Genomic DNA, 14,177 nt, shown 5'->3' with positions numbered 1-14,177 from the left:
AATAAAAAAGGCATCCCACTCGGATGCCTTTCTTTTTCTCTCATTGTTCATTTACCAGAAGGCGACAAGCAGCCCAAACGCCAATACCATGCCGACGTAGTTGTTATTCAGGAACGCTTTAAAGCACAGATCTCGTTGACGGTGGCGAATCAAATGTTGCTGATAAACAAACAAGGCTCCCGCGGCCAGTATGCTCCAATAGAAACTTTGCCCTAACTGGTAATATTGACCCAGCCACAGCAACATCGCTAAGGTCGCCAGTTGCAACAATCCGATGATCAGTTTGTCAAAACGACCAAATAAAATCGCGGTCGATTTCACCCCAATCAGCAGGTCATCATCGCGATCCACCATCGCATATTGGGTATCGTAAGCGATGGTCCACAGCGCATTAATGGTAAAGAGGAACCACACCATCCAAGGCAATTCGTTGGTTTGCGCCGCCCACGCCATTGGAATCGCCCAGCTAAACGCCAACCCCAGCACCAATTGCGGGAGATGGGTGTAGCGCTTCATAAAGGGATAAACAAACGCCAAAGCAATGCCAACAAAGGAGAGCTGAATGGTCAGCGAGTTCATGGTAAGGACCAACAGAAACGACGTTATCCCTAAGGCCAGAAACAGCAATACCGCCTCTTTTGAGGTCACCTTACCTGCGGGTAATGGGCGCTGTTGGGTGCGCTTGACATGACCATCGACATGGCGGTCAGCAAAATCGTTGATGACACACCCGGCGCTGCGCATCAAGAAAACGCCCGCAGTAAATACCAGTAAAACATCCCAATCTGGTATCCCTTTTGCGGCGAGGAGCAAAGACCACAACATCGGCCAGAACAGTAAAAAAGAGCCAATCGGCCGATCCATTCTCATCAGTTGCCAATACGCTTTGGCTTTTTCTGCCGACATTTACACGCTCTCCTTGGAGTAAATTGGTGCATGGGGTAAAAACAATTCTGCCACCAGCATCGGTTTGTGGTTCATCCATAACCGTGAGCGGCGCGCGAGTAAGCGCCCAGATGGGGTTTCAACCCAAGCCACTTGTAGCGCATCGCGCTCAACATTATCCGCGCTGAAGACGGTCAGCCCAAGTGGCAGCTCGCCCAGCGTCGCCAAATCATATGGCTGGTCGCAAAGCGTCGATTGCGGGATCAAAGTACGCCCGAGCACCCAGCGAGCACCGTCACCGGAGAGGATCACTTCTCTCAGTAAACAAGGCTCCTGACTAAGCAACGTTTTTTCTTCTCCCAGCAAGAGCAGCTCATCCATCGCCTGATTGCGCAGCAGTTCAACCGTCAAGCTCTGGCAATGCTGGTTCAAGCGACGCGATAACGAGCCCTGCTCATGCAGCCAATGTTTGGCTTGCTCATTTGGGTAGGCAAAATGTTCGGTAGTTTGCCATCTCGCTTGTGATAATAAAGCAAGATAGGGCGATATCGGCTGATTCATACTAGTATTCAATTGATCGCTTTATGCGTACAATAAAGCAACACATTACGGCAACAACTCACCGTAACGATTGTTATAACTTATGTGACATTTGGACCGCCTATTGTAACAAGACAAAAGCGTTTCGAGTATCGTGATCAGAAGAAAGAAAAGATAGAAATATGTACAAACGTTATATAGTCCAAATAATTCTCGCCCTCAGTGTGCTGGTTTCGCTTCCAGTATTCGCCGAGGAAGAAAAAGCAGGGCCGAAACTGGCTTATTTCACCTTGGAACCGGATCTCACCACCAACTTTTATACCAAAGGGAAAAAGCTCGGTTACGTGCAAGTGCGCATTGATGTCATGGTCATGAGCAGTGAAGACCTCGCTTTGGTCGAGCGTCATCAGCCTCTGATCCGCGATGCTGTGGTGGAAATGCTCGGCCAGCAAACCGAAGAGACGGTCAAATCACTGGCTGGACGAGAAGATCTGCGCAAAAACTTAGTCGCATACTTAAATGAGATTTTGCTGCCAGAAACCGGCAAAACCGTGATTGCCGACCTGCTGTTTACCAAGTATCTCTATCAGTAATCAGCAAAACGGATCACCACGTAAAAAAGCGGCTCAGGCCGCTTTTTGATTTTTTGCTTTAATGGAATCGAGATACGCCAGCGCCATCCCCGCGAGTAAACCAACCAAATGCGCGGTATTGCCAATCGCCATAAAAGGCTGCACGTAACCGAGCACCAACCACACCAACATAAATGCCACGATAGGTTTAGGTAAGGAAAGGCCCTTATGGGGGCAGCGATAGCCGAAAATCCACACATAGCCGACAAGCGCATATACCACGCCAGACAAGCCGCCAAAATTGGCACCATGGACCATAAACTGACCAACACCAGACAGCGCAGCAGAGATGACAAACAGTTGCAATAGCTTGCGCGTGCCAAGTCGCTGCTCAAGATCGCCGCCCAACTGCCACCACCACAAAAGGTTAAAGGCAATATGCAGTACAGAAAAATGCAGCACAGCGTGGCTGACCCAGCGCCATAGCTGCCATTGCTGTTCGGCCACCGCTGGAAAATGCAGCAGAGCAAACACCGCATCCGCTAAGCCGAAGGTTTGCAAAAGATAAATCACACTGCACAGCAGCATAATGGCCAGCGTAAGCGGCCCCGCTTTGGCTTTGACCATCGCACCGAGACTGGGCGAACGGTAGCGAAAACGTGCTTTGCGCGTTTCCGCTACCTGCCACGACGCAGCACTGTATTTACTGTCCAATGGGTTGGCTAAGAAGCGATCGAGCTCCGCTTCAACCTCAAGCAGATACTGCTCATCCATCAACCAGAGGGCAAACATTCCCTCTCCTTCCGGCATCATCTGCAATTCAATTTGCTGCGATGCCATGTAATCGATAAACGCTTGAATCATCCTTGGGTTGTTTAGCGCAACTAATCGCCTCATTGCCAAACCTCTCTGCTTTTACTTTTACGCCACTAGCTGCGCTCTACTGGTAAGTTCGCGCGGTGCCAGGCTTCAAAACCACCATCAACGCTGTAAACCTCTTCAAAACCCTGATTCACGAGATACTGAGCGGCCCCTTGGCTGCTGATACCGTGATAACACATCACCAAAATAGGTTGATCCAGCTCGACCTCATTCATAAAGGAAACCATGCTGTCATTGGTGAGATGGAAAGCGGAATTGGCATGCGCAACGGCAAAAGATTGCGGATCGCGAATATCCACCAAACGGGCTTCTCCGCTCTCCAGCAGAGCTTGCGCACTTTGTACATCAATGTGTTTGAACTGCTCCATTTAATTTCTCTCTGTTCTTGTTGTTCGCTGACGGGATTGTAACCTATCCAGAGGCAAACTTAGACACATAGTTCATCAGGGCTTTTGTTGGAGTGCAAAAATCACTCAACTGTGGATAAAGCTGTGGATTGCGTTGATAAGGTATTTTTTGATCCGAAGATCCACAAGATATAGTAATGATCCTGATCTTCTTGTGCGTAGGATTATAACTATCCCCAAGCTCTAAGCCCGTTTAAACCCTTATTTTGTCCGGCTTGCGAACAGAAGATGAATAATTACCTCACAGAGTTATTCACAGGCCTCGTGACCTTCGTGCGCTACTTTTTGTGCTTTTTTTGATCAAAATAAAAAAGCCGAGATCTCACGATCCCGGCTTTCTCAGAATAAATTTTCCGTTGGTTTTAGATTTCACCAACCGCCATTTTCAGTTTCTTCATGGCATTTTTCTCTAGCTGACGAATACGCTCGGCAGAAACACCATAACGTTCAGCCAGATCTTGTAACGTAGCTTTGTCGTCGTCCAACCAACGAGAACGCACAATATGCTGACTGCGTTCATCCAAACTCGCTAGCGCCAAAGAGAGGCGATTGTTGGTGTGCTCTTCCCAGTTTTGCGCTTCAAGGTTATCCGCAATATCAGAGGATTTATCTTCTAAATAAAGCACTGGCGCTGTCGATACACTGCCGGAATCTTCATCATCAACCGTGAGATCGAATGTCGAATCGACCGCAGCAAGACGAGATTCCATTTCACGCACTTCAGAGGGCTCCACACCCAATTCGCGGGCAACGGTTTCCACTTCACCGTTGTTGAACCAGCCTAAGCGTTTTTTGGATTTGCGCAGATTAAAAAACAGCTTACGTTGTGCTTTGGTGGTGGCAATCTTGACGATCCGCCAGTTACGCAGTACGTACTCGTGGATCTCCGCTTTGATCCAGTGCACCGCAAACGACACCAGTCTCACACCGACTTCTGGGTTGAAGCGTTTAACCGCTTTCATCAAGCCGATGTTGCCCTCTTGTACTAAGTCGGCCATCGGCAAACCGTAACCGGAATACCCACGCGCCACGTGAACAACGAATCTCAGATGAGACAGAATCAGCCCTTTTGCTGCTTCAATCTCGCCTTTGTAATGCAAACGCTCTGCGAGTTCACGCTCTTCGTCCGCACTCAGCATGGGATAGCTGTTTACGGAACGAATATAGCCATCAAGGCTATCTTGCGTTACTAGAGCCATCGGATACGCTTGATTTGTCATTCGATTCCTCATCAATCTCTGATCTGGAGTAAAACATTGCCAGTCGGCGCTGCTATCTTGAACTGATCGTGCCTCAGTTTCAAGCTGGGTTGACCATTATCCATAAACAATCCATCGATACAAGTCAATCAATTTTTTCTTGTCAGGATGAGCGCCGAATATAAGACCAGCATCACTTAAACTGGTTCAATTTCTTTTAAATGTCGCTGTGCGGAAAATCTCGCCGCGACACAGCCAAGAAAGGTTCCGGTCATCAGCAGCAGCAAGGATTCATCCCAACTGAGACCGATCAAACGAAACTGGCTGTCGTACAAGGCGGCCAAATCTTCCACCGCGCCGTTAAGCAGAATAGTAATCAACGCGGTTAAAATCCAGGCAATCACACTGCCTAATAAACCAAACCACATACCGGAATACAGATACGGACGGAGGATAAATCCATCGGTCGCACCAATCAGTTTCATGGTTTGGATCTCTTCTTTGTTGGCAAGCACATTAAAACGCAGCGTGTTGCCGACAATCAAAAATACCGCACCGAGCATCAGAAGTGTCAGGGTAATGACAATGATGCTCGCCAGTGTTTTGATCGCATCGAGACGGGTGAGCCAATCTTCATCTAAACGCACATCGGTCACATCGTCGCTGGCAGCGACAATTTGCGCTAAGCGTTTGACCGCCACCTGCTCTTCGCTACTGGGCGTGATCACTAATACCCCAGGCAAAGCATAGTTATCGAGCAAGCTGAGTGCCTGCTCAAAACCGGAGTACTGGCTTAAATCGGCCAATCCTTGCTGCGGCGAAATGTATTCCACTTTGCCGACATCCTCTTGCGCTTCCAACTCATCTTTGAGGATCATCACTCTCGCTTCTGGTACACCTTGACGCAAGTAAGCACTAACTTGAGCAGGAGATGTCACATGCGATGTCGCCCCTGCGATGTTTTTACCGAGCAGATAAAGACACGCGGGCATGGAAAGCGCTACGGAGATCACCGCTAACGTCAGCAGATTGCCCAAAGGGCGCTGCCAAATTGCGCTCAGCGACACTTTCGCCTGTTTCAGATGGATGGCGAAGAAGCTGTCGGTTTTCGGCCGATGACTTTTGGCTTTGGGGGAAGACTTTTGTATGCGTTTATTCGCGGCCATAATCGTCTACCTCGCTAAGAAAGCCTTGATTGAGCTCAAAGTGACGATATTGAGGACGCGAGTTAACCAAGCTGATGTCGTGAGTGGCGAGCAAAATGGTGACGCCAGCGCGATTAAACTCTTCAAACAGACGCACGACGCGGTTGGACAACTCCGGATCTAAGTTACCCGTCGGTTCGTCGGCCAGCAGCAAGGTTGGCCGATTCACCACCGCGCGGGCGATACCGACACGCTGCTGCTCACCACCGGAAAGCTGGCTCGGCAAACAACGCGCTTTGTCCAATAAATCGGTTTTGTCTAACGCCGCCGAGACACGCCGTTTGATCTCTAGCTCAGAAATGGATTCAATGCGCATCGGCAATGCCACGTTGTCATAGACGCTGCGGTCCATCAATAAACGGTGATCTTGAAAGACAATGCCGATGTTACGGCGCAAAAACGGAATATCGCGATTCGGGATGCGTGTGATGTCGTGGCCATTGAAACTGATACGCCCATCGGTTGGCCTTTCAATGGCACAAATCAGCTTAAGCAAGGTACTTTTACCCGCGCCGGAATGCCCGCCCAGAAAAGCCATTTCTCCACGACGTAAATGAAAATCGACCTTTTGCAGTGCCTGGCGGCCACCACGGTACGCTTTGCTCACCTGCTGAAATCGGATCACCACTTATCCCTCTGTTAGTTTTACTCTTCGCGGCTAAACAGGGCGTCGATGAATTCTTGCGTCTGGAATGGTCGCAAGTCTTCAATGCCTTCACCTACCCCGATATAACGAATAGGGATGCTAAACTGGTCGGCAATGGCAAAAATTACCCCACCTTTGGCTGTGCCGTCGAGTTTGGTTAATGTAATGCCCGTAATGGGCGCCACATCGCTGAACAGCTTGGCCTGACTGATCGCATTTTGACCAGTGCCTGCGTCTAGTGTCAGCATGATCTCATGCGGCGCGGACTCATCAATTTTCTTCATCACGCGAACAATTTTACGTAGCTCTTCCATCAAATTGCTCTTGTTCTGTAAACGGCCTGCGGTATCGGCGATCACGACATCGACCCCACGCGCTTTTGCCGCTTCGATCGCATCGTAAATCACTGAGGCGCTGTCGGCTCCGGTGTGCTGGGCAATCACGGGCACATTGTTTCGCTCGCCCCACACTTGCAACTGTTCTACCGCCGCGGCGCGGAAAGTGTCGCCAGCGGCCAACATCACCTTTTTACCTTGGCTTTGGAACTGTTTCGCGAGCTTACCAATCGTGGTGGTTTTACCTACGCCGTTGACGCCGACCATCAGGATCACGTAAGGGGTTTTGCTGCTGTCGATGTGCAATGGCTGTTCCACCTTGGCAAGGATCTCGGCCATCTCTTCTTTGAGTAAACCGTACAGCGCTTCACCGTCACGCAAGTCACTGCGCGATGCTTTCTCTGTCAGGTTTTCAATGATTTTGAGCGTGGTATCCATACCCACATCAGCAATCAAGAGTTGTTCTTCGAGCTCTTCAAACAGCTCATCATCGATTTTTTTGCCTTTGAACAGGCCAAAGAAACCCGCGCCGATATTGGCTTTGGTGCGGCTCAGGCTGCGCTTTAAACGGGCAAAAAAGCTCTCACTGGGTTTTTCCTGCTCTTGCACGCGCTCCACAACGGGTTCAGGGTCAGCGCTAGAAAGCGCTTCGCTCTCTTCTTGCGGCATCTCAAGTGTACTTTCTGCTCTTTCTGCGCTCTCCGCGACACGCTCGGCTGGCTGCGAATCGCTTAAACTTTCTTCAACTAACTGCGGTTCTTGTTCTTCACCGGATTGAGATGGAGTGGCTTGGTGTTGCGTTGCTTTGGTTTGCTCTTCTTCACCAAAACCAAGCCATGATAATAATCCGCGCTTTTTCTTTTCCGTCATCGGGAGATATCCTGATTTTTACTGAATCTCTGCTTTTCTCCAGCACAAGGCACAAAGAAAAGTGAACTCTTCAACCAGTGCACTCTGGGCTATTCCGTTTTTCTCAGCGGAATAGTGGTACACTCTGTCACAATGAAACTCTGGGCTCTATCCAGGCGCTGCGCCTGGAGGATTGGCTATAGTAACACTTAATTAGCGGTCAAAAAATCTATGGTAAGACGTCACCAGCAAAACACATCACAAAATAAGCCATCCGTTGGCTGTGTGCGCATCATCAGTGGCTTATGGCGAGGCCGGAAACTGCCGGTACACGACGCAGAGGGCCTGCGGCCAACCACCGATCGGGTCAAAGAGACGCTGTTCAACTGGCTAGCGCAAGAGATCCCACACGCGCATTGTTTAGATCTGTTTGCTGGCTCCGGTGGGCTCGGGTTTGAAGCAGCCTCACGCCAAGCAAAGCTTGTGACCATGGTGGAACTCAACCCCAAAGCGTTTGCCCAATTGCAACAAAATGTCACGGCGGTCAAAGCCAATAATATCCAGTTGGTCAGTGGTGATGCGTTGCAATTCCTTAAGCAGCAAGGCACACCGCAGCACGTGGTGTTTATTGACCCACCGTTTCGCCAAGGATTACTGCAAGAGACAGTGACACTTTTGGAGCAAAATGGCTGGCTGGCCGAGGACGCGATGATCTATATTGAGGCGGAAAAAGAGTGGCAGGTAGAAAACTTGCCCGCGACCTGGCACTTGCATCGTGAAAAGACCGCTGGTCAGGTCAGTTACCGTCTCTACCAACGACAACCATCGTAAAAGGATTCTGTCATGAAAGCGTTGCTCCTGCTGGCCAAAGCCGCGATTGCCTTTGTCTGGTTTATTTTGATTTTCAACATCTTCGCGCCCTTTCCGGGCAATGCGGCGATTGTTCTGTACATCATGGCCGCCTTTCTGTTCATTATGCACGGCTTACAAATGGCGATTTTCATCGGCGCATTCGGCGATAAAATCGCCATGACTCGTTGGGACAAATATTCAATTTTGCTGTTTGGCATCTTCGCCCTGCTCGATATTCGCCGTAAATACATGATGTAAAAAAATGCCGCTGAATGTCAGCGGCATTTTTTATTCCATTTACATTCCCATGTAACTTTTGACCCCGTTGAGAAACATCTGGGTGGAAATCATCACCAGCAGCAGCCCCATCAAACGCTCCACCGCTTTGAGGCCGCGTTCACCGAGAATGCGGTGGAAGAAGCCGTAGAACATCAAAATGATAAAGGTGGCAAACCACGCCAAGGCGACCGCCGCCGACAGCTCCGCCAAATTGTTCGGATGCTGGGTAGACAACAGCAAGAGCGCAGCAATCACCGACGGGCCGGCGATCATCGGGATGGCCATCGGCACAATGAAGGGCTCTTCACCTGCCGCAAGTCCGGTGATACTGCCTGCGCTGGGAAAAATCATTTTAATCGCGATAATGAATAAGATGATTCCGCCCGAAATGCTCAGCGTTTCCGGTTCGACATGGAGAAAATTGAGAATACTCTGCCCGGCAAAAAGGAACAACATCAGGATCATCAGAGCGAAAAGAAGCTCTCGAATCAGTACCTTACGGCGTCTTTTAGGATCGATATGTTTTAAAATGGACAAAACAATCGGCAAATTGCCCAAAGGGTCCATAATCAGAAACAGCATGGTGGCTGCGGCAAGAATGTCCATCAGAGATCTCTAAGTACAACAATGGCGTCAGTATAGCAGTACAATACTGGCTTGACGATGCACTCAACGAGCAGAGAAGCGCTAGTAGATGATAGAAGCGACGATCAGTGCGTGGGCAAGAAAGTAGCTGCCCGACACCCAAACATAGGCGCGTTTCATCGGCTTGCGATAGCCGTGAATGGCATAAGCCAGCGCCGAGTAGATCATCACCAACGCGCCACCAAAACCCACCGCATTGGCCAGCGAAGCACTTTGCAGCCATACTTCCCCAGCCGCCCAAGCCATTTGCACCAACATAATCCCCATGATGACCACGGGAAAGACCAGTGAATCGAGTTGAGGTAGCAGCAGAAAGAAGGCGACGATACTGGCCGCGAGCAACAGGGCAAGCAACCACCAAACAATATCGCCATTGAGTTGCACCCAAAACGATTTGCTGTAGCAAAATTGCGCCAGTAGAAAACCAGTAAAGTAAAAGGTTTTCCTTGCACGTAGGGTATGTAACACATCGGCAACAATAGAGATCATAAGACCAGCAGCAACCCAGTAGGAGTATCCCTGCTTCGGCCCTTGGGTGACAACTAAAACGCAGAGCAGTGCCAACGTTAGCACTTTAAACACCAAGGTCTGAGTCTGGCTCGATTGACGCGCACCCAATACGGATGTCACTCCCGATAAGCCTATTGCCAGCCAACTCCACATCTGCATTACCCTTTCATTTTCAACGCGGCTAGTCTAGGTAGCAGAAACTGTATGTAAAGCAGTAAACCACGAAAGTTGGATCTTGATAGCGAATAACGACCTACTGGCAAAACAGAAGAGCAAGTGAATCCGTTTATTCCGCCTGACAGAGAAAAGCGTTTTGTTTTGCCATCCCCAACGAGAACGCCAAAACATCCGTAGGAAAAACTAGAAAAGCAAACGTTACTTACCCTTAGACAGGCCATCAACTCTAATAGAGAACGAAAAAAGGAATAAAAATCACATTTTTCACTTAATAAAATAGTAATCCAATAAAAATATTATCAATACTTTCAATAAGTTATCAATACAAAACCTATCAAATATAAATCAAACCCATCATAAAATATCTTAGAGTCCATTATTAACAACAAAATTCTCAAATTGTGGTAAAACCCACCAGCAAAAGTGGTTGACTTTTAAGAACCTCGAAATCGAAAGAAAAAAACATAGCAACAACCCCACAAAAACCCAGATACCAAGCCAAAGCCAATAAATACGGAAAAATGAAAATTGACCAACATCAGCAAAATTATTACCTATTAAATTACAATGACTTAATAAACAAAAAGCATGTCAATGGCGAACAAGAACAACAATGAATCAATCAAAAAACAATGTTTTATTAAGGAAAATCACCAAATAAACGCAACTAAAGTTATTTTTTTGCAAGAGTAACGTCAGATACTTGATCAACGAAAGAAAAGGATGCTATATTGATTACATAAAGTTCATCAACAAATGTCTGGAGGTAGTGTTGTGATGTCTTCTTCTCAAAAACAAGGACTGGTAATGATCGCAGTTATCGTTGGGCTAATGACGCTACCAATGATGTACTAAGATTGATTTCCAAAAAAACGGGATGCCTCAGCATCCCGTTTTTTTATTCTATTTACTTCTTATTTCAGGTGCTGACTGAGCACATCCCAATTGGCGTAGTAAAAAGCCATCGCACCAGCCGTTATCAGCAACATTAATAGGATAGCAACGCGCCAAATAAACCGACCACTACGCGGTGTCAGTTCACGCTCACACTCATCACATGCGGTGAAAAAGCCTTGCTTATCATACAATTGGCACTGATCCTCATGCACCACTTTATTCCTGATTGTGGCAATAAAGCGCAGTTTGGCGATCACATCATGCGGCAATCGCTCTTCACAGCTGGTGATCAACTGATGCAACCCCTTCCCTTGCGCATGGTATTGGTTACGCAGCAATGTTTCCAATCTTCGGGTACGAGTAACTACGTTTTCAATGTCTGACATCGTGCCCTCCTTATTGAGGTGTTTGCTTTAAAAAGATTCTGCTAGAAAACCATCCACTTTTCGAGCCAGCTTTGACCATTTTTCCTCGGTTGGTGACTCCATCGAGCACAAAACGTGAAGTCCGCCGAGTTTTTGTTATGCCTTTTTCATCAGATCACGAATCGGCCACACTCAAACGCTGATAATTCAGGGAGTTCGGTAGAATAAGGCTCCCATTATTCTGGAGGTTACCATGCCTATTTCTCTGTTTCTGGCGCTCATCGCGCTTATTGCTCTTGGCGCTTGGCTGTTTATCCATTTTTTCCATAAACACATTCAAGGCAGAGATGCGCCCGAACAGAGTGTGCAAGTCACCGTGCTGGATAAACAGGTGATTCCCATCACTGACGCCGAGCCCGGAGAAGAGGACCAAGAGTATTGGATCTACGTGCAACGGGGCGCTTTCGGGCCAAAACGGGAATTTCAAGTGGGTATTCACTACTACCACGCCCTCAATCCCGGAGACAAAGGGACGCTGACCTATCAAGGCGACAAATTTCTTCACTTTGCCCTGCAACGCAAAAAAGACTAAGGCAACAGCCAGCGCGTTTTCGCGGAAAGAGAAAAGAGATAACTGAGCGTCAACGCGCCCGCCCCGCTCAATACGATCCACAACGGGATCACCCACGCAGGATTTCCTTGATGCCAACCGAATGCTTTCATCGGCCAGAGGAAAATCGGATGTAGCAGGTAGATCCCCAAACTGTGACGGCTAACCAAACCAATCGCGCGCCACCAGCCGCTGGGTAACTTGGCCGCAACATAGCGACACAAAGCGAAAACCATCGCTGCCGCCAACACCACATTGAGCGTCTTATACGACAGCCAACGCCCGACGCTGTACTGACCCGCTTCAAGGCTATTGGAAATCAACATCGTCGCAGTCAGCACGAGGGCGGTCAAGCCAAGTAAGCTGAGCCACAGCACCGTTTTTCCCGAGTTCGGCAAACGATGAAACAGCAGATAACCCAGAGGCAAATAGCCGGAATAGAGCCAAAGTTCATGGCTCCAAATTCCATCGATGCCAAGCAAATAGAGTGCGGTCGTGAGCAGCCACACACTGGTATAAGCATACAATACGCGCTCTTGTCCCTGCATGACCAACCACTGGAAAATAGGGATGAGAAAATAGAGGGGAATAAAGTAGTAGAAAAAGCCAAGGTGGTAGTAGGTCGCATGCTGGGGACTGTGCGCCAATACGTCCTGAACCTGCTGCGCGTCAAAACCGCTGGCACTCCAACCGCTGAGATAGGCATAAAACAGTGACCAAACCACGAAGGGCAACAGCACTTTTCCCAAACGACGTTTGATGTAGTAAGACGCATCAAAAGGGCGAGTATCACTGAGCATCAAGGCACCGGTAATCAAAATAAACACCGGCACCGCCCAGCGGGTAACACTGTTGATGCTGACCGCCGTCGCCCAGTGTGAAAATGGAATGGCCCCCAACAGCTCGCGGTAAGGTGCCAGTACATGGATGGCAATCACCGCCACGGCCGCAACACAGCGGAGTAGATCAAAAAATAGCACTCTTTCGCGCATCACTTTTTCCTTGATTGTTTTCACAGCGAAAATATAGCAACAAAAAAGCTGACAAGTTCAGCGAACGAGTCAGCTTTTGGTCAGAACTCCGCTAAGGTTGGCGGCTATATCTGTGATAGTTCCTGCGACCAGCGCTGCGCTTCAATCAATTCGTATTTAACCTCGTCCATCGACAACCCCAACTTATCGGAGATCTGTTCAATGCCACTCCAGTCGGCTTGCTCGAAACACTCTTCCAATGCGATGAGGTCTCCATAAGCGCCTTCGCGGTGCAGTAGCGCTTGTTTCACCACATCACTGAGCGGCAGGCTCCCCACCAGCGTGTCGACCGAGAGATCCATCATCGCATCCAAAATCGACAGCAAACCGATCATGAATCCTTGTTCGTGATGACGACTGAACGGGTGACGACGCGACATCAACTCACAAAACTGGGCACGCTGCAGCGAAAGATTAAACAGTTCACGCGGCTTGCGGGCCGAAATGTACGAAGCGACCACTAAAGAGACAAATATTTTCAGCTTATCCTGACCAAGATAAATCAATGCCTGGCGAAATGAGGCAATCTTCACTTCCAAGCGGGTCGATTGGGTATTGACGAATTTCAACAGCTTGTAGGAGAGCGTGACATCTTGGCTGATGATTTTCTCGATCCGATCGAAATCTGGCTCCGACTGACACACCTCGCGAAACAGATCCAACGCCACCGCATGCTCTGGGCTGACGTACTTGGTTTCGATCATCTCAGGTTTACTGAAAAAATAACCCTGAAAGAACTTAAAACCCGCCTCTTTGGCTTGCTCAAACTCCTGCGCGCTTTCGACTTTTTCCGCTAAGAAATGGTACTTCACCCGACGCGCTTGATGCTCACGCACCAACTCGCAGGCATTATCGAGCCCCAGCGCAATCACATCCAGTTTAACAATGTGTACAAAAGGCAGAAAACGGCGCCATTCCGGCATCAAAGTGAAATCATCAAGCGCGATCACGTAACCTTCACGGTGCAATTCACGAATCGCGTCAAGCAGTTCGTCGGTCGGCTGGCAGGTTTCCAACACTTCCACCACCACTTTGTTTTTGGGCAAACTCAGTGGCAAACGACGGATCAAGCTTTGGTAAGGGAAATTGATAAAACAGCGTGAGGATTGGATCACCGGATTGATACCGATGGAGAGAAAGTTCTCCACAATCAGACGATAGGTCGCGCGGTTCGAAGCAATATGGGTGGGATAGGCGTTGTTTTCGCCATCACGAAACAGCAGTTCATACCCCAAAGTATGCTTTTTGCGATTAAAAATAGGTTGCCGCGCGACGTAAGTGGATTTCATCT

17 protein-coding genes are annotated in these 14,177 nt (G+C 48.7%); 4 read left to right on the top strand and 13 right to left on the bottom strand.

From position 1 onward, the window contains the following. Nucleotides 1-51: 51 nt before the first annotated feature. The gene (gene ubiA, locus UF06_RS06085) at nt 52-906 is read right to left on the bottom strand and encodes a 4-hydroxybenzoate octaprenyltransferase (RefSeq protein ID WP_045569649.1); all 855 of its coding nucleotides are present in this window, start codon (nt 904-906) and stop codon (nt 52-54) included. Further along, nucleotides 907-1,446: a chorismate lyase gene (locus UF06_RS06080; RefSeq protein ID WP_139046279.1), complete on the bottom strand. Its 540-nt coding sequence runs from the start codon at nt 1,444-1,446 to the stop codon at nt 907-909. It lies immediately after the preceding gene. Between the two features lie 161 nt (nt 1,447-1,607). On the opposite strand from UF06_RS06080, the gene UF06_RS06075 reads away from it, so the two are divergent. After that, entirely contained in the window at nt 1,608-2,018 is a 411-nt protein-coding gene (locus tag UF06_RS06075; protein ID WP_045569647.1) for a flagellar basal body-associated protein FliL, read from the top strand. Nucleotides 2,019-2,051: 33 nt separating this feature from the next. On the opposite strand, the gene glpG is transcribed toward UF06_RS06075, so the two are convergent. The 6 genes from glpG to ftsY all read right to left on the bottom strand — a co-directional run bounded on the left by glpG (nt 2,052) and on the right by ftsY (nt 7,541). Beyond that, entirely contained in the window at nt 2,052-2,894 is an 843-nt protein-coding gene (gene glpG, locus UF06_RS06070) for a rhomboid family intramembrane serine protease GlpG (RefSeq protein ID WP_045569646.1), read from the bottom strand. 32 nt (nt 2,895-2,926) lie between these two features. Then, nucleotides 2,927-3,247 carry a thiosulfate sulfurtransferase GlpE gene (gene glpE, locus UF06_RS06065; RefSeq protein ID WP_039462054.1) on the bottom strand — a complete coding sequence of 107 codons (321 nt, stop codon included), beginning with the start codon at nt 3,245-3,247 and terminating at the stop codon, nt 2,927-2,929. A 401-nt stretch (nt 3,248-3,648) separates the two neighbouring features. Then, the gene (gene rpoH, locus UF06_RS06060; RefSeq protein WP_039422105.1) at nt 3,649-4,506 is read right to left on the bottom strand and encodes an RNA polymerase sigma factor RpoH; all 858 of its coding nucleotides are present in this window, start codon (nt 4,504-4,506) and stop codon (nt 3,649-3,651) included. 176 nt (nt 4,507-4,682) lie between these two features. Continuing rightward, on the bottom strand, nt 4,683-5,651 hold the full coding sequence (gene ftsX / locus UF06_RS06055; protein WP_045569645.1) for a permease-like cell division protein FtsX: 969 nt from the start codon (nt 5,649-5,651) through the stop codon (nt 4,683-4,685). Continuing rightward, entirely contained in the window at nt 5,638-6,315 is a 678-nt protein-coding gene (ftsE, locus tag UF06_RS06050; protein WP_045569664.1) for a cell division ATP-binding protein FtsE, read from the bottom strand. Before ftsE ends, ftsX begins: the two co-directional genes overlap by 14 nt. Before the next feature lie 20 nt (nt 6,316-6,335). Then, nucleotides 6,336-7,541 (bottom strand): signal recognition particle-docking protein FtsY, encoded by a 1,206-nt coding sequence (gene ftsY, locus UF06_RS06045; RefSeq protein ID WP_045569644.1) that lies wholly within the window; start codon nt 7,539-7,541, stop codon nt 6,336-6,338. A 210-nt stretch (nt 7,542-7,751) separates the two neighbouring features. On the opposite strand from ftsY, the gene rsmD reads away from it, so the two are divergent. After that, nucleotides 7,752-8,351 (top strand): 16S rRNA (guanine(966)-N(2))-methyltransferase RsmD, encoded by a 600-nt coding sequence (gene rsmD, locus UF06_RS06040; protein WP_039422112.1) that lies wholly within the window; start codon nt 7,752-7,754, stop codon nt 8,349-8,351. Nucleotides 8,352-8,363: 12 nt separating this feature from the next. Continuing rightward, entirely contained in the window at nt 8,364-8,630 is a 267-nt protein-coding gene (locus UF06_RS06035; protein ID WP_039422115.1) for a DUF1145 domain-containing protein, read from the top strand. A gap of 39 nt (nt 8,631-8,669) precedes the next feature. Here the strand turns inward: UF06_RS06035 and UF06_RS06030 are convergent, their stop codons facing one another. The 3 genes from UF06_RS06030 to UF06_RS06020 all read right to left on the bottom strand — a co-directional run bounded on the left by UF06_RS06030 (nt 8,670) and on the right by UF06_RS06020 (nt 11,266). Beyond that, nucleotides 8,670-9,257 carry a YhgN family NAAT transporter gene (locus UF06_RS06030; protein ID WP_039422117.1) on the bottom strand — a complete coding sequence of 196 codons (588 nt, stop codon included), beginning with the start codon at nt 9,255-9,257 and terminating at the stop codon, nt 8,670-8,672. Between the two features lie 81 nt (nt 9,258-9,338). Beyond that, nucleotides 9,339-9,959 carry a lysoplasmalogenase gene (locus UF06_RS06025; RefSeq protein ID WP_045569663.1) on the bottom strand — a complete coding sequence of 207 codons (621 nt, stop codon included), beginning with the start codon at nt 9,957-9,959 and terminating at the stop codon, nt 9,339-9,341. A gap of 938 nt (nt 9,960-10,897) precedes the next feature. Further along, nucleotides 10,898-11,266: a hypothetical protein gene (locus UF06_RS06020; protein WP_045569643.1), complete on the bottom strand. Its 369-nt coding sequence runs from the start codon at nt 11,264-11,266 to the stop codon at nt 10,898-10,900. Between the two features lie 232 nt (nt 11,267-11,498). On the opposite strand from UF06_RS06020, the gene UF06_RS06015 reads away from it, so the two are divergent. Next, entirely contained in the window at nt 11,499-11,837 is a 339-nt protein-coding gene (locus tag UF06_RS06015) for a DUF2500 domain-containing protein (protein WP_045569642.1), read from the top strand. Here UF06_RS06015 and UF06_RS06010 read toward each other — a convergent pair. Next, nucleotides 11,834-12,847, bottom strand: coding sequence for an acyltransferase family protein (locus tag UF06_RS06010; protein ID WP_045569641.1), 1,014 nt, complete (start codon nt 12,845-12,847; stop codon nt 11,834-11,836). The genes UF06_RS06015 and UF06_RS06010 overlap by 4 nt on opposite strands. A gap of 104 nt (nt 12,848-12,951) precedes the next feature. Then, on the bottom strand, nt 12,952-14,175 hold the full coding sequence (locus UF06_RS06005; protein ID WP_045569640.1) for an EAL and HDOD domain-containing protein: 1,224 nt from the start codon (nt 14,173-14,175) through the stop codon (nt 12,952-12,954). Between the last annotated feature and the right edge of the window lie 2 nt (nt 14,176-14,177).

Origin of the sequence: Vibrio sp. S234-5 (genome assembly GCF_000960595.1) — a bacterium.
GTDB lineage: Bacteria > Pseudomonadota > Gammaproteobacteria > Enterobacterales > Vibrionaceae > Vibrio.
Note: the sequence above shows the minus strand (reverse complement) of the source record. Positions and strands in the feature narration are given on the sequence as shown.